This is a genomic window from Helicobacter cinaedi CCUG 18818 = ATCC BAA-847 (assembly GCF_000155475.1).
GTDB classification, from domain to species: Bacteria; Campylobacterota; Campylobacteria; order Campylobacterales; family Helicobacteraceae; genus Helicobacter_C; species Helicobacter_C cinaedi.
The window spans coordinates 40,148-58,660 of sequence record NZ_DS990393.1 but is presented as its reverse complement, the minus strand read 5'-3'; the positions used below and the strand labels follow the sequence as shown (position 1 = coordinate 58,660).

General features: G+C 39.3%; 19 protein-coding genes. 12 read left to right on the top strand and 7 right to left on the bottom strand.

The genetic code is table 11. The features are described 5' to 3' along the window. The first annotated feature begins 16 nt into the window (after positions 1 to 16). Positions 17 to 697, top strand: a complete 681-nt coding sequence (locus tag HCCG_RS08215; RefSeq protein ID WP_002957031.1) for a F0F1 ATP synthase subunit A — start codon at positions 17 to 19, stop codon at positions 695 to 697. Then, a complete protein-coding gene (locus HCCG_RS08210) occupies positions 684 to 1,244 on the top strand; it encodes a thiamine phosphate synthase (RefSeq protein WP_002957030.1) in 561 nt (186 codons plus the stop codon). The genes HCCG_RS08215 and HCCG_RS08210 overlap by 14 nt, the downstream gene beginning before the upstream one ends. 9 nt (positions 1,245 to 1,253) lie before the next feature. On the opposite strand, the gene HCCG_RS08205 is transcribed toward HCCG_RS08210, so the two are convergent. Together HCCG_RS08205 and HCCG_RS08200 are read right to left on the bottom strand one after the other, a co-directional pair. Continuing rightward, positions 1,254 to 2,981 carry an LTA synthase family protein gene (locus HCCG_RS08205; RefSeq protein WP_230197934.1) on the bottom strand — a complete coding sequence of 576 codons (1,728 nt, stop codon included), beginning with the start codon at positions 2,979 to 2,981 and terminating at the stop codon, positions 1,254 to 1,256. Between the two features lie 68 nt (positions 2,982 to 3,049). After that, on the bottom strand, positions 3,050 to 3,400 hold the full coding sequence (locus tag HCCG_RS08200) for a hypothetical protein (RefSeq protein ID WP_002957028.1): 351 nt from the start codon (positions 3,398 to 3,400) through the stop codon (positions 3,050 to 3,052). A 105-nt stretch (positions 3,401 to 3,505) separates the two neighbouring features. Between HCCG_RS08200 and HCCG_RS08195 the strand changes: the two genes are divergently transcribed. Then, the gene (locus HCCG_RS08195; protein WP_014666434.1) at positions 3,506 to 4,636 is read left to right on the top strand and encodes a DMT family transporter; all 1,131 of its coding nucleotides are present in this window, start codon (positions 3,506 to 3,508) and stop codon (positions 4,634 to 4,636) included. Between the two features lie 72 nt (positions 4,637 to 4,708). Further along, positions 4,709 to 5,023: a TRL-like family protein gene (locus HCCG_RS08190; RefSeq protein WP_002957026.1), complete on the top strand. Its 315-nt coding sequence runs from the start codon at positions 4,709 to 4,711 to the stop codon at positions 5,021 to 5,023. Between the two features lie 68 nt (positions 5,024 to 5,091). Here the strand turns inward: HCCG_RS08190 and HCCG_RS08185 are convergent, their stop codons facing one another. From HCCG_RS08185 to HCCG_RS08175, 3 genes are all read right to left on the bottom strand, one after another. Further along, positions 5,092 to 5,895, bottom strand: a complete 804-nt coding sequence (locus HCCG_RS08185; RefSeq protein ID WP_002957025.1) for a polysaccharide deacetylase family protein — start codon at positions 5,893 to 5,895, stop codon at positions 5,092 to 5,094. A 3-nt stretch (positions 5,896 to 5,898) separates the two neighbouring features. Then, complete coding sequence (locus HCCG_RS08180) at positions 5,899 to 7,692, bottom strand: Na/Pi cotransporter family protein (protein WP_002957024.1); 1,794 nt, start codon at positions 7,690 to 7,692, stop codon at positions 5,899 to 5,901. Between the two features lie 84 nt (positions 7,693 to 7,776). Beyond that, positions 7,777 to 8,682, bottom strand: coding sequence for an AEC family transporter (locus tag HCCG_RS08175; protein ID WP_002957023.1), 906 nt, complete (start codon positions 8,680 to 8,682; stop codon positions 7,777 to 7,779). Between the two features lie 192 nt (positions 8,683 to 8,874). Between HCCG_RS08175 and HCCG_RS08170 the strand changes: the two genes are divergently transcribed. Together HCCG_RS08170 and HCCG_RS12850 are read left to right on the top strand one after the other, a co-directional pair. Continuing rightward, entirely contained in the window at positions 8,875 to 9,975 is a 1,101-nt protein-coding gene (locus tag HCCG_RS08170; RefSeq protein WP_014666437.1) for an Mrp/NBP35 family ATP-binding protein, read from the top strand. Between the two features lie 11 nt (positions 9,976 to 9,986). Continuing rightward, on the top strand, positions 9,987 to 10,109 hold the full coding sequence (locus tag HCCG_RS12850) for a hypothetical protein (protein ID WP_002957021.1): 123 nt from the start codon (positions 9,987 to 9,989) through the stop codon (positions 10,107 to 10,109). Between the two features lie 3 nt (positions 10,110 to 10,112). Here the strand turns inward: HCCG_RS12850 and HCCG_RS08165 are convergent, their stop codons facing one another. Both HCCG_RS08165 and HCCG_RS08160 read right to left on the bottom strand, forming a co-directional pair. After that, complete coding sequence (locus tag HCCG_RS08165; protein ID WP_002957020.1) at positions 10,113 to 11,444, bottom strand: hypothetical protein; 1,332 nt, start codon at positions 11,442 to 11,444, stop codon at positions 10,113 to 10,115. A 31-nt stretch (positions 11,445 to 11,475) separates the two neighbouring features. Beyond that, a complete protein-coding gene (locus tag HCCG_RS08160) occupies positions 11,476 to 11,886 on the bottom strand; it encodes a hypothetical protein (protein ID WP_014666439.1) in 411 nt (136 codons plus the stop codon). A gap of 126 nt (positions 11,887 to 12,012) precedes the next feature. Between HCCG_RS08160 and lysA the strand changes: the two genes are divergently transcribed. From lysA to HCCG_RS08130, 6 genes are all read left to right on the top strand, one after another. Then, a complete protein-coding gene (gene lysA / locus HCCG_RS08155; RefSeq protein ID WP_002957018.1) occupies positions 12,013 to 13,323 on the top strand; it encodes a diaminopimelate decarboxylase in 1,311 nt (436 codons plus the stop codon). Between the two features lie 16 nt (positions 13,324 to 13,339). Continuing rightward, positions 13,340 to 14,419 (top strand): chorismate mutase, encoded by a 1,080-nt coding sequence (gene pheA, locus HCCG_RS08150; RefSeq protein ID WP_002957017.1) that lies wholly within the window; start codon positions 13,340 to 13,342, stop codon positions 14,417 to 14,419. 12 nt (positions 14,420 to 14,431) lie between these two features. Beyond that, positions 14,432 to 15,364 (top strand): DUF2156 domain-containing protein, encoded by a 933-nt coding sequence (locus HCCG_RS08145; RefSeq protein WP_015453300.1) that lies wholly within the window; start codon positions 14,432 to 14,434, stop codon positions 15,362 to 15,364. A 1-nt stretch (position 15,365) separates the two neighbouring features. Beyond that, on the top strand, positions 15,366 to 16,181 hold the full coding sequence (locus HCCG_RS08140; RefSeq protein ID WP_014666441.1) for a glycoside hydrolase family 25 protein: 816 nt from the start codon (positions 15,366 to 15,368) through the stop codon (positions 16,179 to 16,181). A gap of 20 nt (positions 16,182 to 16,201) precedes the next feature. Beyond that, positions 16,202 to 17,167 (top strand): alpha/beta fold hydrolase, encoded by a 966-nt coding sequence (locus tag HCCG_RS08135; protein WP_014666442.1) that lies wholly within the window; start codon positions 16,202 to 16,204, stop codon positions 17,165 to 17,167. A gap of 157 nt (positions 17,168 to 17,324) precedes the next feature. Continuing rightward, positions 17,325 to 18,512: a ribonucleotide reductasen gene (locus HCCG_RS08130; RefSeq protein WP_014666443.1), complete on the top strand. Its 1,188-nt coding sequence runs from the start codon at positions 17,325 to 17,327 to the stop codon at positions 18,510 to 18,512. Position 18,513 lies beyond the last annotated feature (1 nt).

Below are 18,513 nucleotides of genomic sequence, written 5' to 3'. Positions count from 1 at the left end.
ATAAAAAGGCATTATTATGGATAATAGAGTTTTTACTTTCGCTGGTTTGATTAATGGTGATCACGATTTTATTATCGGGTTTCATACATTGCTTGTGGCAGTGATTATTTTGGTTCTAGCACGAGTTGCTACACACAGAATGCAGGTTGTCCCAAGTGGCATACAAAATGTATTTGAATATGTTATTTCCGGGATTGTCTCATTTGCTAAGGATATTGTGGGCGAGGAGATTGCGCGTAAATATTTTCCGCTTGCTGCGACTATCGCATTTTTAGTCTTTTTTGGCAATGCCATTGGCATTATTCCGGGCTTTGAATCTCCTACTTCAAGCTGGAGCTTTACACTTGTTTTAGCTCTTGTCGTGTTTTTCTACTATCACTTTGAGGGGATACGCACTCAAGGTGTTTTTAAATACTTTAAACACTTTATGGGACCTGTATGGTGGCTTGCTCCGCTTATGCTTCCAGTTGAGATGATCTCGCATTTTTCTCGTATTATCTCACTTTCTTTCCGTCTCTTTGGGAATATCAAGGGTGATGATATGTTCTTGCTTGTTATGCTTATGCTTGCACCTTGGGTTGTGCCTGTGGCACCTTTTGCTATTCTTACTTTTATGGCGTTGCTTCAAGCATTTGTGTTTATGATTTTGACTTATGTGTATATTCACGGCGCAGTAGTCGTGGATGAAAACCACTAATTTCACTCCTATTCTTATTACGCCTTGTATTGACAGGGCGTATTTGCAAAAGCTCCCATTATATGCAAAATCAGCTTCTTGGCTTATGTATCGCCATAAAGATGATGAATTTGTTGATGATTTTTTAAGCCTTACTCGCCCTTTGTCTCACAAAACACTTTTGTTGAATCTGTCTTTTACAAACCCCATTGAAGCTGTAAAACTCTCAACAAGGTTTGATGGGCTGCATTTAAAATCCCATTTTTTAGATTTTATCGCTCCGCTAAAATCCCATTTTGCAGATAAAAAAATCATAGGCTACAGCGCTCATAGCATTGAAGAGGTAAAATCCGCCCTTGCCCTTGGGGCGACTTACTGCACCCTTAGTCCCATATATCCTAGCCAAAACAAAGGTAAGCCCCTTGGCATAGAATCTTTACGCAATCTCCCTAAATCCTTGCGTTCTCACATTGTGGCACTTGGTGGGATAAACAAATCTCATATCCAAACGCTTAAAAATCTAGGGCTATTTGGCTTTGCTGGGATTAGCTATTTTTTAGAATCTTAGTCAAAGATTCTATTGCTTTTCACTCTCTTTGGCATTGTGGATTTGCCACGAGATAGAATAGTTAAACAGCTCGTTATAAAGCGTGGCAAAGTCTTTTTTGTCTCCTAGTTCAAAGCTTTCATCCAAGGAGAGTAGTCCAAAATATTTTTTAGAATCTTTAGATACTTGCGAATCTTGCCATAGATAGCCAATATCTGTGGGGATTGGGTAGATTCCCTTTTTATCAATCCATACTGCCTGATTATAGCCAAAAGCATATTTTTCATTATCTATTTTGGCAAGTATATTTCTTCCGCCAAGGCTCATATATGTCGTATTTGAAAGACTTAGCTCATAGAGTGTAGGGACAATATCCTTATGTGAGCCTGTGCGTGAGGGTTCATAGGTTAAATTTATTTTGTAGGCTTGTGGCACATAGAGATATAAAGGCACACTATGATACAAGGCTTTATCTGTGCTAGGATTGCTTCCAAAATCTCTTATGCGGTGATCGCCCGTGGCACTTACAATGGTATTTTTTGCAAGATGTGATTGTTTAATGTTGTCCATAAATTTCCCAAACGCATTATTGGCGTATTGAAAGAGTTTTGTGGCAAGCTCAAGCCTTGCTTGAGATTCTTTTGAAGGTCTTAAGAGAAGTTCATCTGGCAAAGAAATGGGTTTTAAAGTGTAGTTGTGTGGGAGATGATAGGGTGGGTGATTGCTTGTGGTGAGTATGGCGATAAAGATTGGCTTTGTGGCGTTATTTAGAATCTCAAACGCAAGTTTGTAGGCATACTCATCAGGCACACCATAGGCACTCACATCTTGTTTGCTTGTAGGGTATTTATCCATAAGTGTGATGGCATCATAGACTTTGTGCGCTCCTTGAATCTTAATATAATCCCCCAAGCCACGCCAAGATGCATAGCCTGAAGTAATATAGATGACTTCATAACCAGAATCTGCATATATGGCAAATGGATTATATGGGAGTTTGATATTTTTTGCGTTGCCAAGCGAGATTTGAGCATCTGGACTATTGAAAAAAAGTCCAACAAACGAACCAGCCGTGCCATTTGCCCCACTTAAAAAGCGATAAAATACAAAATCAGATTCAAAATGTTTTCTCAAAGAGCCAAGCAAATCATTTGTGTCTTTATTGTCATATACAAGCATATTTGTGCCAAAACTCTCCATAAGATTTACAATAATATGCGGCGGATTACTTTGTAAAAAGCTAGAATCTGCTGTGGTATGCAGAAGTGGAAAGAGTTTTTCTTGCAACATTTCACCTTTTTGTATGTTAGGCTCTGCAAAATGCGTATTAAGCTTATAATTTGTCCTTGCCCAATCAAATGCGATAAGAGGATTTGTGGCGATATGATTAAGAAGGGGCAATGATGAGATATTATGATTGTTTTCTGAAATAGGATATGTCCCTAGTGAGCCACGAGCTGCGATAAAAACTAAAATAACAAAACAAATATGAATAAGCATATAAATAAAAAATGCGATTGTATGAAGCGAAACCTGCAATTTCTGCTTTAAAAAATGAATCTTAAGTGGAATCTTATAAACAAAAAGTGTGATAATGCCACAAAGTAAAGAAGCGAGAATCCCTAAAACAACAGGATAATCCTGCCACATAATAGACAAAACCGCCAAAGTATCATCATCTTTTAACCCAAAGATAAAAATATCAATCTTGCTCCCATAAGTGCGGAAGTAGTAGAAATTCACAATAGCTGCAACCATAAACACAAAGCCAAGCAAAAACGCATAAAATGAAAAGAAAAAAGCAGAAAAGCGGGAGAAAAAAGAAGTTAGGGTTGCAGAGATTTTAGAAGTTGTCTTTTGCCCCCCCCCCCAGCTAAAAAGCTAAGCATTTTAAGAGCAGATTCTATCATATAAGCAATAAGTTTCAACCCCACAAAAATAAGCATTGCAATACCAATGCTTCGCATATCAAGTTTAAATCCCATAAACAGCATTGCATAAAAGTCCTGATGTTCCCATAACTCTTGCGGAATGTAGTGCAGCACCATTATGCTCCTAGTACAAGTGCAAAGTATAAGCAAGGCTAACATAAAACTAAGTGTTTGAAAAAGTGTTGTGTAGCTTAGTGTATTTGTGGAGATTTTATTTGTATGTGAATATGCTTGTGAAACTGACATAAAAGCCCTTTGTTACATAGTATTTGGCGGGATTATAGTGTATTTATGCTACAATTTCGCTAAAGGCTTTAAATAAGCCTTCAATAGCCTTAGTAGGAATCTTAAATGAAAGCCACACAATTTCTTGTAAAATCTAAAATTTGCCATTTTTTTACCAAAAAAGATACTATGAAAAATAATGGGGCAGGAGATTCTACAATTTCCATTCTTAAAAATTTTACGCTCAATAAATGCTCTGTTTCACACCAAACACATATAGAATCTAGCCCACTAGAAGCCAAAGCCCTAGAATCAAAATCACTAGAATCTAACTCCACAGATTCTAGCCCTTTGGATTCTAGCTTGGTCAAAAAGCCCAGCAAAATCTCAAAATTCCCCCAAAGCCCTAGCTTTTATATTCTCTTAGCTTTGTTGGCGGAAAGCTTTATCATCTATGCGAGTGTGCTAGTAAAGCTTACAGATATGTCGCCTATAAACTTGGGATTCTACCGCATAGCCTTAGCGTTGCCCATTTTCTGGCTTATGGCAAATACGCGTAGAAATGTCTTTAAGATTCCATTAAAAGATATTGCTTTTATGATGTTGGCAGGGATATTTTTTGCCTTTGATTTATTGTTTTTTAATCTCGCATTGCGGCATACAAGCGTGGCAAATGTGAATCTCTTTGCATCTTTAGCGTGTTTTATCCTTATGCCTATTGGCATATTTTTCTTTAAAGAAAGATTCAAAAAAAGTCTTTTAGTCGGGGCGATTGTCGCACTTTTTGGGATTTTTATCTTAGTTGGAGGCAAAGGGGAGTTAAGCGTAGCAACACCATTTGGGGATTTTATGGCATTTTTAAGTGTGCTGTGTTATAGCTGCTTTTTGGCTGTGATTTACTCACTAAGAAAGCGATATGGGACTTTGGAGATAATGTTTTTTGCTTGTATTGGCTCAAGTCTTATGCTTTTAGCCCTTGCGTTAGTCTTTGAAGGCTTTGAAGTGCCAAAGGATATGAAAGATTTTGGGATAATTGCTCTTATTGCGTTATGCGGACAGGTGATTGGGCAGGGTTTTTTTAACTATATTTTAGGCAAAGTGAATACTCAAACCTCTTCACTTTTATTGCTTTTTTCCCCCATAATCGCTGCGTTAATGGGCTTTTTTATCCTTGGTGAGAAACTTGGAATATTTGAGATTCTGGGTATTTTGGTAATTATCTTTGGTGTTTTTGTGGCAAAAAGAGAGAATTATTAGGAGCGTTTTTTTTTATAATGGGGCTACCCACTAGTTTCAGTGTAGTGTGGAATTTTCCTTAAGGAGTTTTATATGAAAAAGCTTATTTTGGCTTTAGGTTTAGGTGGCTCTATGGCATTCTTTGCAGGTTGTTCTGTAGCCGGGACAGCTCCGGGTATGCTTTACACAGACAACAGCACACCGGGGACTGCTACTTCAGCAAGTGGAGTTTCAAAAGAAGGAAGTGCGACTTGTAGCAATATCCTTGGTCTTGTGGCTATCGGTGATTGCTCTGTTGATACTGCGGCAAAAGCTGGTGGTATTTCTCAAATTAAAAGTGTAGATTCTAAGAATTTTGGTATCCTTGGACTTTACTCTACTTCAACAACAATTGTTAAAGGAAACTAATTCTTTTAGCACCTGCTCCCTTGCTTGTGGGCAGGATTTTCTCTTATGCTAGAATCTAGCCTAGATCTTTACTCTAGCTTCTTAAAACTAAATCCCTTTTTTTGCAGTAATGGCACGATTTCTTTAATCCCGGCAAATGTATTACTTTTTGGCTTGTTGAAGTGGTAGATGAGAATTGAGCCATTTTTGACTTTATTGACTTGCTTTATAATTTTCTCTTTTGAAAAGGTCGCCCCACCATCGCCTAACACATCAAATCCGCCGATTTCATAGCCTAAATCTTTGGCAATACTTACTGCCACTTCATCATAATACGCCGTGCCAGAGCGGAAGTATCTAGGGTGTTTGCCAGTGAGCTCAAAAATGCGTCTATCATTTCCCATTATTTCATTATAGACACCTTGGATAGAATCTGTGCCCTTAATATTGTAGATTGACTTGCCATTTACGCTAAGTGGGCGGTGAAGTGTGCCGTGATTTTGGATTGAAAAAAGCGGATTATGAGCCAAAGCTAAAAAATCCTGCTCGTGCTTGTCAATCCAGCGTGAGTTGATAAACAATGTCGCTTCAATCTTATTTTCACTCAAATAATCAATTAAAGCCTTATCATACGCCCCGCTACACGCATCAAAAGTAAGATAAACTACAGACAAAGTTTCACTAGGGAGAAGCGAAGTGATACCCTCCATTTTTTCTCCCCAAAGCTTAGGCGTGATACTAGCATATTTAACTTGCAAAGATTCTAGGCTTGGGGGTTCTTTGGAGGTTTGTTTATCTTGCGTATTTTGTGTGATGAAAAGCAATGCCCCCACACAAAGCAAGATTGCAAAGGAGATTCCAACAATACTAAAAAAAATAAGTTTCTTATTCATTTTTTACTCTCTCACACTCCCATCATTTATGCTTTCTTCTAGCTCATTTTGATTTTCATCAAGCTCAAGACGCGTTTTTTGAATCTGTATCATCGCATTGGCAAGTTCTTTGGCGATATTATGGCTAAAACCCACAGCATTAAGCAGTGAAGTCCCACTTGGCACACTAATATCCTTTTTGCTTAGCATAGATTCTATATGCACAATTGAATCTTTATCAATCTTTTTAAAAGCCTTTTTTTGAGCTTTGAGCTTGATAATGGCGACTTGTGGGTGTAGCTCTTCATCGGTATTAATCTCTTCAATACTACGCAAAAGCAAGGCAAGGTGTGTTCTTAGGGCGTTGTATTCATTGGATAGGATTTTGTTTTGAGAGAGACTATTTTTTTTAAGATTTGGCTGTAAAAGCTCCATATTTTTAATGGCTTCAACAATGTGGCGTGAAGCAGAAGTCAGCATAGCAAACTTATAGATATAGGCTTTATCCTGTGTATGGGTTTGCACTTCTGTGGAAAAATCAAGTATGGCATTAAAAAGCACTTTAATTTTTTTGATATAAAAAATTTCAATATCCACATCTTCTTTCGCCCATATACGAGCCTTTAGCACATCATCTATTTTATCTTGGCTTTTTATATCTTGGCGTGAGAATCCAAGTGCGTGAGAGATAAGCTCAAAGGCATTTTCATACAAATGATACACTTCGTGTGTCAGAGCGATGAAAGCGGTGTCTTGATACTGCACAATCGTATCATTGACATATAAAGGCTTATCAACTTGTGAATCTTTGTCTTTCATTACAGATTCTAAAAATATAGCGATTTTAGGGATAAGCGGAAGGAGAAGCACTACGCCTACGAGATTGAAAAGTGTGTGAAACACAGCAATACGCAAAACACTATTTTCTTCCAAGCCCAAAAGCATAGAGATAGTGCTATTTACCAGCACAAAATAATCAAATATCGCAATCACAAGCAAGACAATGCTAAAGTTAAAAATACAATTTGCCACAGCTAGTCGTTTGCCATCAATATTTGTGCTAAGCGAGGCAATAACAGCTGTCATCACACCACCCACACTTGTCCCAAGTGTCGCTGCAAGGGCATTTTCATAGCTCATACTTCCAGCGGCAAAGGCAGAGATGATGATGGTAAGTGTGGCGTGAGAGCTTTGCACGATAGCTGTCATTAATGCTCCTAGCCCCACAAAAAGCAAAACCCCGCCTAAGCCCTCCATAGCATATTGTGAAAAATCTACAACTTCCTTGTATTCCTCAAATCCGTCCTTAATATACCCAACGCCCAAAAAGAAAAAGCCAATACCGATAAAAATCTGCCCTATACCCTTGCCTGCCTTTGAGCTTTGAAAATTAAACAGCACTCCGCCAACGATAAGTGGCAAGGCAAGAGCGGAGATTTTCATACCGCTAACCCCTGCAATAAGCCACGATCCCGCACTATTACCAAGATTTGCTCCAAACATCACACCTATACCTTGAGTAAGACTTAAGAGTGCTGCGGAGACAAAAGAGATTGAAAGCACGGAGACTAAAGAAGAGCTTTGCATAACTGCAGTAGCGATAGTCCCAAAAGTGATACTTTTTACAGCAGTGCTTGTGGAGCTTGTTAGGAGATTTTCTAAAAATCCACCATTAAACGCACGAAAACCACTTCCAAGGCTTAACATACCAAAGAGTAAAATCGCAAGTCCAGCACTGACATTTGTTAAAGCATCACTTGTAGATACAAGATAGATAATCGCCACAATACACAAAGGAATAAGATACTTTTGAAACATAGCTCCCCCCTAGATTTGCTATCAAAATTTTCTATACATTGTAGCTTGAAACACTAAATGCTTAAGCATTGAATCTTTATAAGATTACGCAAAAAATAGCCATAAAGGCACACTGATAAAGCTAAGCAAGATTCCAAACGCAATAGCACTCACTGCAAGTTTAGCATTTAGCCCAGCCTTAATGACAATCGCTCCAGCACTCACCACAGGGGGCATTGCCACTTCAATCAGTGCCATACGCCACAAGTCATTAAACCCACCAAAACCTACAATGACCACGATAAAAAGCAAAAGCGGAGCGATACACATTTTGCCAAAAAGCAAAAGGGCAGTGAGCTTCCACTCCTGCTTGATAGCTTTAAAACTCATCTGCACTCCAATGGCAAAAAGTGCCACAGGCGTAGCCGTTTGAGCTAGACTTTTAAGGGGCAAAAACAGCTCATCAGGAATCTGCAAGGGTAGGGTTTTAAGAGCTAATCCAAACAGCAGAGCAAGAAAAAGCGGACTTTGAAAGAGCCTTGAAGCCACCGCCTTAAACCCAAAGCCACCTTTTCCATTAAGACTTAAGATAAAAGGGGCAAAAAATGCAATGGGAATACCCGTAACAATTTGATCATAAATAATGACTTTGTTTGCATAAGATTCACCTAACGCCCCATTGACAATAGGCAGCCCCAAAAAGAGCGTATTACCAAATGCCCCCATAAAGCTTAATGCAATAAGAGAGTTTCTATCTAGTTTGAGAATCTTGCCAATGCTAAAAAGTGCTAACCCACCGCTTATGGAGCAAATAAAGCTCACAATACACACAACAAAAAAGTCCATATCCAAAGTAGCGTGATATGTGCCATTAAAAATCTGTGCAGGAAGTGCGAAGTTGAGTAAAAATCCAAGCAGAATTCCACTCTGCTTATTCCCTACAAGTCGCAAAAGCTTTGCTATGTAGCCGATAAAAATAAAGACACATACACTATAAATCGCAAGAAGCATTGTGGAAAAATCCTTGAGAATCTTTAAAGGTAAGTTGGGTTGGATTCTAGCGTAGATTCAATAATCTTTTGCCTATTTTTTAAGAAAAATTGTTTAATGAGAAGTTAAATTTTATTTGTATAATCCACCGCCTATGGTATAGGGATTCATACGCCCTTGTATCGTAGGATAGACAACTATAAAGGATTGAATATGCTAACACAAGAACAAATCACGCAGAATCTAAAAAATGTGATTTATCCAAATTTTTCAAAAGACATTGTGAGTTTTGGGTTTCTTAAAGAAGTGAAGGTAAGTGATGAGGGTGTATATATCCGCATAGATATTCCCTCAAGCGCACAAGAAGTCATTGATACACTGAAAATTGAGGTGCAAAAACAGCTAGATTCTCTACTGCAAGGACAGAATCTAAACTTAGAGATTAACCCCCCAAAACCCGCTCCAAAGCCCCAGCCAAAGACAAAAAACCTAGCCCCACATATCAAGCATTTTGTAATGGTAAGCTCAGGCAAAGGCGGTGTGGGTAAATCCACAAGCAGTGTGAATCTTGCTATCGCTCTAGCACAGCAGGGTAAAAGAGTAGGGCTACTTGATGCGGATATTTATGGTCCAAATATTCCGCGAATGTTAGGGCTTAATGCCACAAAGGCAGAAGTCAATGAAGCACAAAAAAAGCTTATTCCTTTGAAAGCCTTTGGCGTGGAAATGATGAGTATGGGTGTGCTGTATGATGAGGGGCAGAGCCTTATTTGGCGTGGTCCTATGATTATGCGAGCCATTGAGCAAATGCTAACAGATGTGCTGTGGAGTGAGCTTGATGTGCTTGTGATTGATATGCCACCGGGCACAGGTGATGCACAGCTTACACTCGCACAAAGTGTGCCGGTGAGTGCGGGGGTTATCGTAACTACTCCGCAAAAAGTCAGCCTTGATGATAGTGCGAGAAGCCTTGATATGTTTGATAAGCTTAAAGTGCCTATTGCTGGGCTTATTGAGAATATGAGTGGATTTATCTGCCCTGATTGTGGGAAAGAATATGATATTTTTGGCAAAGGCACAAGTGAGGATTTAGCTAGTCAGTATGGCACAAGCACACTTGCCCAAGTCCCGCTAGAGCCTAAAGTGCGTGAGGGTGGAGATAGTGGAAAGCCTATTGCGTTTTTTGAGCCAGATTCTAAAAGTGCTAAGGCGTATATGCAAGCCGCAGTAAAGCTTCTAAGCTTTTTAGAAAAGGTTTCATCGCAGAATCTTGCAGATAATAAGGACATTCAGCCTACGCAACATAAGCATTAAGCCACATTAATGTGTGGATTGAATCTAGCACAGAATCTATGCTAGATTCTGTATTTTATAGTGCGTGGGCTTTGGATTCTCATTCTATGGCAAGGCTTGTGAGTTTTTGTGATCGTGTGAAAAGTGTCGGCTAGATTCTAATCCGCACAGCAGCATTGTCTTTTTTGACATTCTTGCTGCCGCTTTGCTTCTAGCTCTTTTTGCTCTTTATCATATTCTGCCTTATGGCGTAAGAGTATGCCCCCTTGACAAGCTCCTTCTGCGGAAAGATTCATCTGCGGTGTGGCGTAATGCACAGATTCTAGATTTTGGCACGGATAGGTAAAAGATGAGTTAAGCTCATCTTTTTTCTCACAAAGCTTAGAAAAGATGGCCATTGTTTCTTGCTTTTGTTGGGTAAAGTTTGCATTAAGCTTTTCAATATCATATAAAGCCTCTAGGGTTATGAAATGTCCCTTTATTTGTGTGGATTCACGCATTTTTTGACATACTTGCTTTGCTTGTTCTTCACTCCATTTATCATCATTTGCAAATGGGAGAATTCTATCATATATCGTCCCATCATCTCTGTAAGCTATGCAGAGAAAGGGGAGATTATAAGGTGAGGTGATAGGCTGACTTAACGGGTAGTGCTTGTGTATAAGCGATATTTGCGTTTGTTTTTCTAATGTATCACATAACCTTCTATATTGCCTTTTTCTACGGAGTGTTTGCGTATACGCATTTTCAAGCTTGGATTTAGAAAAAATAGCTTGGAACAATAGGCTTATATCAAGCGTGGAGTTAGCAAAAGTAGAATCTGCTAAGTTTTTATCGTGCTTTGCTAGAAACGCACCATACAATGAGCCTAAAGGGTGATTTGTCTGTATGCAGGAAATGAGATTATCATACTTAAGGCAGGAAGCAAGTAGGGCATTATCAACAGATGGGGGGCGAAAATATTCTTTCCTGCGAAAATTGTAAGATTCCACTTCATAAATGCTATGTGAAAGGCGAGTGCAATGCTCTTTGCGTTTCTGCTCTGCTTGGGATAATGGGCTATGGTAATACACAAGGCTTTTTATGGATAAGAAAAGTTGGTAACTTGATTTGATAAGCAATTTTAAAGGGTGCTTAGTGGGATTTTTGAAGTGATCTAAGCCAAAAATATCAGTATTATCACAAAGCTTCGTATATTGTGTGTAAAGCTCTCTTGCTCGGTTTCCCCACTGCTCTTGCTGAATCTTTAGCTTCTCTGCGTCTTTACCCCAAATGTAATACAATGGTGCATAATGCCAATTTGCCCTATCGCACGCTTCTTGGATACCATTTTTGCAAAGACTTTGGGGAGTTGTGTCTTGTGTCTTAAGATAAGAATCTTGAATAAAAAGAATCTCATAAGGGCTAAAATCTTTCACAGAAAATTCCAATGTCTTAGCATAGCCACACAATAGCACAAACAAAAATGAGATTCTAAGTAGATATTGCATACAAGTCCTTTAATGATAACGCTAAGTCAATCTAAATATCTCTCGCATCAAGGGCACGATTAAGTGTTTTATTGAGCTCTCGCTCTAAATCGGGGTTTAGCTCCCTCAAACGCTCTTCTGTATGGATAATCAGCTCCGTTGAAGTATTTTTATGAACGGTAATAGCAAAAAGAAAGCTTTTTTTACGATAATCACTTAAGTCAAGCTCATCATAATGCTCAAAAAACATATCCACTGCTTTGGTGAGCTTGAGTATATTGCTTTTTGGACTATCTAGAATTTTCATAATTTCTTCTATGGTTACTTTGTGTTCTTCTTCATTAGATTGGTATTCGGGCTTTTTGGGTGCAGGACCAAAGAGCCACAACGCCACAAGTAGCACAAATAAAGCCACACAAAATACACTCACAAGTATAAAAACACTATCAGGGGACAATGACATATATATCCTTGAATATAAAGAAGTTGAGCGTGATTTTAACATAATATTATGCTAATGTGGTTAAAATTCTCGCCTTGGAAGCTAAAAACACAATATTTTAATTTTGAAGAAAATAATGGAGCATAAATGAAAGATATAGATTACCACACTCTTGCAGAGACTTATAAAACCCCGCTCTATGTATATGATTTACAAAAAATTTCTTCAGCCTTTTTGCGTTTAAAAGAAGCCTTTAGGGCGAGAAAATCGCTCATCTGCTATGCCCTAAAGGCAAATTCTAACCTTTCTATCATTCATCATCTAGGCACACTAGGCAGTGGAGCGGATTGCGTGTCTATCGGGGAAGTAAGGAGGGCGTTAAGGGCTGGGATTCTAAAATATAAGATTATTTTTAGCGGTGTGGGGAAGCAAGATAATGAGATACAAGAAGCACTGCAAAGTGATATTTTATTTTTAAATGTGGAGAGTGAAGGGGAGCTAGGACGCATAGAATCCATTGCAAAATCTCTCAATAAAGTGGCTAGAATCTCAATCCGTGTGAATCCAAACATTGATGCTAAAACGCACCCTTACATCTCCACAGGTTTGAGCGAGAATAAATTTGGTGTGGATATACAACAAGCTAAGGCAATGTATATTTTTGCTAAAAACTCACCGCATATTGAGCCGGTTGGGATTCATTTTCATATCGGCTCACAGCTTACGGATATTGAGCCTATCAAAGAAGCCGCCCATAAAGTCGCACAACTTGCTCATAGCTTGATTGCCTTGAAAATTGACTTAAAGTTTTTTGATGTGGGTGGGGGCATTGGCATACGCTATGAAGAAGAAAATCTTATTAATCCCTACGACTACGCCCAAGCGATTTTAGAGGCATTATATGGGCTTGATTTGACAATTATTTGTGAGCCGGGCAGATTCTTAGTAGGGGAGAGTGGCGTGCTGCTGACACGCGTTTTGTATGAAAAGCATAATGGTGAAAAACGCTTTGTAATCACTGATGCGGCGATGAATGATCTTATGCGTCCTACACTCTATCACGCCACGCATAAGATTGAGTATGTAGAGAAGATTCAAAATGCGGAGCATATAGGGGAGCGAAGTGTAGAATCTAGCCTTTGTGATATGTGCGATGTGGTGGGTCCCATTTGCGAGAGTGGGGATTATCTGGCTAAAAATATTGCCTTGCCAAAGCTCACACACGGCGATTTGCTAAAGATTGAAAATGTGGGGGCGTATGGATATAGTATGGCAAGTAATTACAATACGCGTTTGCGTCCGGCTGAAGTGGTGATAGAAAATGGCAGGGCTAGGCTTATTAAAAATCGTGAGTGCTTTGAATCTCTTATCAGCGATGAAGAAAAGCTCCTACACGATTCACAAACTATGGACTTACAAAGCATAGATTCAGCAGATTCACAAAGCGTGGATTCATAAATAAGGGGGGAATAAAATGGCAAAGTCTTTACTTGAGCTAAGAGGGCAGATTGATGCCATTGATGATGGGATTTTTGAGCTTTTACAAAAGCGTATGGCACTTGTAGCGGAAGTGGGAGCGTTAAAACATAAGCAAGGTGGGGCAATCTACCGCCCGGAACGAGAGCGAGAGATTATAGAGCGATTAGCAAAAGCAAAAAGCAAATACCTTGATATTCGTGCCATTGAGGCGATTTACCAAGAGATTTTTGCCATTTCGCGTAACCTTGAGTTGCCTGAAAAGGTCGGCTTTTTGGGTCCCATTGGGAGCTATACACATCAAGCGGCTGAAGAGCGATTTGGTGCGATGAGCGAGTATATACCGCTAAACACCATCAGTGCCGTATTTGAAGCCCTTTCACATAAACGCGTGAAATATGGCGTCATACCGCTTGAAAATAACACCAATGGTATGGTTGGCGAGAGCATTGACTTGTTAGCAAAGTATGAATTTAAGATTATTGCTGAAGTGATTTTGCCTATTCATCATAGTTTTTTGAGTAATTGTGAGCATCTAAATGAGATTCAAAAGATTTTTTCAAAAGATATTGCTTTTGGGCAATGTCAAAAGTTCCTTAACGCACATAATTTACACCATATTGAGCAAATCCCCACAGATTCCACAGCAAGGGCGGTGCAGTTAGCTTCTACCACGCCTTATAGTGCCGCCATTGGCTCAAAAATCGCTGGTAAGCTCTACAATCTGCCTTTAATGTTTGAGCATATTGAGGATACACAGCATAATAAAACGCGTTTTGTGATTGTGAGTGATTTTAGCAACGCACCAAGTGGGAATGATAAGACTTCATTGTTTGTGAATCTTAGGCGTAAAGATGAAGTGGGGGATTTGTTTAGACTGCTTGGGGATTTTGAGAAAGAGGGCATTAATCTTACAAAGATAGATTCTCGTCCTGTGCGTGAGAATGGGGATTTTAAAATGGGCTTTTTTATTGATTGTCAAGGGCATTATGAAGATGAAGCACTGCAAAGGCTCTTTGCTAAAAGGGGTGAAGAGATAAAATGGCTTGGAAGTTATATTTTTGCTGATATACGATAAGGGGCAGATTTTATGGGATATACTATGAAATATACAAAGCTTGATTTAAGTCATAAAGCATTGCTAGAGCCTTTCACAAAGCAAGGTGGGCGGTGGCTTTCAGACACAAACTTTACAAATATGTTTATGTGGCGACATTCACGCGAGATTTCATTTTGTATTTTTAAAAATCAGCTTATTATCCAAACGCAATATCCCACGCAAACGCCATTTGTATTTTATCCACTAGGGCAGGGGGATAAAAAGCCTATAATCACCGCACTGATAGAGCATTATGCGAGTTTGGGAGTGGCTTTAGAGTTTCACTCCCTGCAAAAAGATGAGGTGGAATCCTTACAGAGAGATTTTCCTAAACACTTTGAATTTGCCCAAAGACGCGATAGGTTTGAGTATATTTACAATACACAAGAGCTTATAGAGCTAAGTGGCAGGAAGTTTCATAAGAAAAAGAATCATCTCAATCGCTTCTATCTGCAATATCCTAATGTGTGCTTTGAATCTTTGGGGGTAGAAAATATAGAAGAGGTGCTAAGGATAAATAATCAGTGGTTCAAGGCGAGTATGGAAGCAAAGCAAGGTGATTCAAAGCAGGGCGAAAATGACAGGGGGTTATATTATGAGAATCTAGGCATTAATGACGCTTTGGCAAACTTTGAGATTTTGGGCTTAAGTGGGGGGCTTTTACGAAATGAAGGGGAGATTATCGCGTTTAGCTTTGGAGAAATGCTAGATTCTAAAATGGCACTTATACATATTGAAAAGGCAAATATCGCTTTTAGCGGGGCATATCAAGCCATTAATCAAGCACTTTTAAAACATAAATTTGCTAGTTCTTTATATGCTAATAGAGAGGAGGATTTAGGCATTGAGGGGTTAAGAAAAGCTAAACTCTCCTATCAGCCGAGCTTTTTGCTTGAAAAATATGATGCGAGATTGCGGGATTAGTATGAGATTAAAAGGCGTATTTGCTAGGATTTTTCACATTGGCAAATACGCTACGCGTTTGCTTGTGGTGATGGCTTTAGCCCTTGTGTTTTTTATCCTGCAACATAATGGGCTTGTGTGGTTTAATATGCCAAGTGATAAGAGCTATCCTATGAAGGGCGTTGATGTGTCCGCACATCAGGGCAAGATTGATTGGCAGATTCTCAAATCTCAAAATATTTCATTTGCTTTTATCAAAGCCACAGAGGGTAGCACTTGGGTGGATAAACGCTTTGCGTATAATTTTGCGGAATCTAGAAAGCAGGGGCTATATGTGGGGGCATATCATTTTTTTAGCTTTGATAGTTCGGGGCTTACACAGGCTCAAAATTTTATTGACAATGTCCCAAATATAAGAGATTCTAAGGCGTTGCCACCGGTTGTGGATATAGAGTTTTATGGCCCAAAGGCAAAAAACCCTCCGTCCCCCCAAAAAGTCTATGCTGAGCTTGATAGGCTACTTGTGGCGTTAGAGAAGCATTATAAAATAAAGCCTATTATCTATACAACGCCAAGCTTTTATGATATGTATTTGCGTGAGCGATATGCTAAGGCATATATGGAGAATCCGCTGTGGATTCGCTCTGTGTTTTTTGCACCAGATTCTGTGTGGGCGAGATTGTTTAATGTGTATATTCAATCGTGGAGCTTTTGGCAGTATGACCCACAAGGTGTATTGAAGGGCTATTCAGGTGGGGAGAAACATATTGATTTAAATGCGTTTAATGGCGATGAGAAGCAGTTACAATCTTGGCTTAAAAAGCAAAGAATACATTAAAGGATTGAAAGGAAATTGCAATGCAGATGTATAAAAATAAGAGTTTTGTCTCAAAGCAGGACGGATTAGAGATTTTCTATGATGTGTATATACCAGAAGTGCCAAATGCTACGCTTATTCAAATCGCACACGGAATGGTAGAGCATAAAGACCGCTATGAGTGGGTTGGCTCATATTTAGCCGAGTGTGGGTTTATTGTTGTAATCAATGATCATCGCGGACACGGCAAAAGTATTGATACACTTCACCCTTGGGGCGAGATGAATGGGCTAGATTCAAAACATATAGAATCTAGTGGGTTTGTCAAAGCCATTATGGATATGCATCAGCTTACACTTTTAGCTAAAGAGCATTTTAAGCCACAAAAATATGTGCTGTTGGGGCATTCTATGGGTTCGCTTCTTGCAAGGGGCTATGTGAAAATGCACCACCACGAGTTAAATGCCCTTATCCTTTCTGGCTCTCCTGCGTATAATCCTTTTGCGTCTTTGGGGGCGGGTTTGGCTAGAATCTTGCAGATGTGTGGATTAGAGATTCAAGGCAAAAAATGGATAAATGCCCTGTCTTTTGGCGGATTTAATAAGCCGTTTTTGCATAATGTAGGAGAGGATAATACAAAGGGTGGCTTTGCGTGGCTGTGTCGTGATAGGGCTGTGGTGGAAGCGTATAAGGCTGACAAGGCGTGTCAGTTTGTCTTTAGTTTGGAGAGTTTTATCGGGCTATTTAAGGGTATGGCGTGGGTGAATAAAGCTAATGCAAATCAGGCTAATATGGGGCAGAATCTGCCTTTGCTTATTACCAGTGGGAATAAGGATAGTTGCGGGAATTTTGGCATTGGGGTAGAAAAAATTGCAAATCAATATAGGCTTTGGGGCTTTGATGTCAGGCTTAAACTCTATGAGGGTGCGAGACACGAGATTCTAAATGAGACAAATAAGCAGGAAGTGATAGAGGATATTGTGGAGTTTGTGGGAAAGAATGTTTGAGAATATTATTAAGATAAAGTGAGTGGTAACCAAGCTATTTAAAATGAAGCAATTTTAAAAATATTTAAGCCAAAATTAAATAGTATTCCCCCCTTAGCTTTCCGTGAGAAAGAAAACAAGTCTTCAGTCTTGTAGAGCCTAATCCAAAAGTTTGTATATGCAAAAATCCTGCGTGTTTATGGGTGCGTTGCCACTTGGTGCATTCTTTTTTATGCGTCTTGAAAATGCCTTTTTGCTTTCACTAAAGGGAGCGGAGATTGAGCTTATAAGCGATTTTGACAATCTTGAGAGAGACATCATAATGTGGTGTCGCTTTAAGGGTGAAGAGTTCATTTGTAAGCAAAAAATAAGTAAAGATTTAGAATCTAAGGGCAATTTTTTGTATCTTATGCGTAAAAAATCGCCCACAAGATTTCACAAGTTTGATGCCACCTCGTCTGCCCCAGCAATGCACGGATTAGCCCCAAATGGTGTGCAAGTGGAAGTAGCAAGCCCGGAATATCACTTCACATATTTGCATAATAATGAGATTTGGAGCAACAATATAGCCCAAATCTATGAAGATTCTAAGAACGCACAATGGAATGCTTCAAGGGATATTTTGTGGCAGGAAATGCCTAGATTTAGCCCGGAGCTTGAGTTTGCTATCGCACAGATTATGACTTATCTTACAGAAAATGAGTTTTCAGCCCTTTATATTCCTAGTCGTTTTTTAGGGCAGATTTCCCCATTTTTTACCGCTGTGCCTTTGCTGCTTTCTAGCATTATAGGCGATGAAAGTCGGCATATTGAATCTTTTATAAAACGAGCAAATGTTACAGGGCTTGGGGTGCAATACTCCACACTCACTACCCAGCAGAGTTTATTTAGCCTGTGGAATGAAAAGGATTATTTCAAGTCAAGCTTTTTACTGCATATTATGGGGGAAGGGACTTTTATTGATTTGCTCAAATTTTTAGAAGATGGCTTTAGAGATTTGGGCGATTGGCAAAGCGCGAAACTACTCTCTTTGGCTAGAAAAGATGAGGCAAGGCACGTAAGCTATGGTATGGGGAATGTCAAGCATACTTTAGCTAACAATCCTGCTAAAATCGCCGCACTTAAAGATGTTGTGTTTCAGCGAAAGAATTATCTAGATTCACAAAGTGCTGAATCTTCACTCTTGCTTGAATCTATGGCGATTTTAAAAGGAGGAGGGCAAGAGTGTATAGCTCAAGGCTTTGATGAGGTAATGGAGCTAAAGTCAAAAATGGAGAGAAATCGCACGAGAAGACTTGTTGAATGTGGGATTGATGAGGATTTGGCTGTTGATTTAAGCAAGGCTCACACGCCTAATTTTATGTAAA

Bases quoted from the DNA above. Each gene is read 5' to 3' on its own strand.
- HCCG_RS08145 (WP_015453300.1), top strand. From the start codon at position 14,432: ATGGGATATACTATGAAATATACAAAGCTTGATTTAAGTCATAAAGCA.
- HCCG_RS08210 (WP_002957030.1), top strand. From the start codon at position 684: ATGAAAACCACTAATTTCACTCCTATTCTTATTACGCCTTGTATTGAC.
- pheA (WP_002957017.1), top strand. From the start codon at position 13,340: ATGGCAAAGTCTTTACTTGAGCTAAGAGGGCAGATTGATGCCATTGAT.
- HCCG_RS08130 (WP_014666443.1), top strand. From the start codon at position 17,325: ATGCAAAAATCCTGCGTGTTTATGGGTGCGTTGCCACTTGGTGCATTC.
- HCCG_RS08205 (WP_230197934.1), bottom strand. From the start codon at position 2,981: ATGGTTGCAGCTATTGTGAATTTCTACTACTTCCGCACTTATGGGAGC.
- HCCG_RS08170 (WP_014666437.1), top strand. From the start codon at position 8,875: ATGCTAACACAAGAACAAATCACGCAGAATCTAAAAAATGTGATTTAT.
- HCCG_RS08175 (WP_002957023.1), bottom strand. From the start codon at position 8,682: ATGCTTCTTGCGATTTATAGTGTATGTGTCTTTATTTTTATCGGCTAC.
- lysA (WP_002957018.1), top strand. From the start codon at position 12,013: ATGAAAGATATAGATTACCACACTCTTGCAGAGACTTATAAAACCCCG.
- HCCG_RS08195 (WP_014666434.1), top strand. From the start codon at position 3,506: ATGAAAGCCACACAATTTCTTGTAAAATCTAAAATTTGCCATTTTTTT.
- HCCG_RS08215 (WP_002957031.1), top strand. From the start codon at position 17: ATGGATAATAGAGTTTTTACTTTCGCTGGTTTGATTAATGGTGATCAC.
- HCCG_RS08135 (WP_014666442.1), top strand. From the start codon at position 16,202: ATGCAGATGTATAAAAATAAGAGTTTTGTCTCAAAGCAGGACGGATTA.
- HCCG_RS08160 (WP_014666439.1), bottom strand. From the start codon at position 11,886: ATGTCATTGTCCCCTGATAGTGTTTTTATACTTGTGAGTGTATTTTGT.
- HCCG_RS08190 (WP_002957026.1), top strand. From the start codon at position 4,709: ATGAAAAAGCTTATTTTGGCTTTAGGTTTAGGTGGCTCTATGGCATTC.
- HCCG_RS08165 (WP_002957020.1), bottom strand. From the start codon at position 11,444: ATGCAATATCTACTTAGAATCTCATTTTTGTTTGTGCTATTGTGTGGC.
- HCCG_RS08185 (WP_002957025.1), bottom strand. From the start codon at position 5,895: ATGAATAAGAAACTTATTTTTTTTAGTATTGTTGGAATCTCCTTTGCA.
- HCCG_RS08200 (WP_002957028.1), bottom strand. From the start codon at position 3,400: ATGTCAGTTTCACAAGCATATTCACATACAAATAAAATCTCCACAAAT.
- HCCG_RS08180 (WP_002957024.1), bottom strand. From the start codon at position 7,692: ATGTTTCAAAAGTATCTTATTCCTTTGTGTATTGTGGCGATTATCTAT.
- HCCG_RS08140 (WP_014666441.1), top strand. From the start codon at position 15,366: ATGAGATTAAAAGGCGTATTTGCTAGGATTTTTCACATTGGCAAATAC.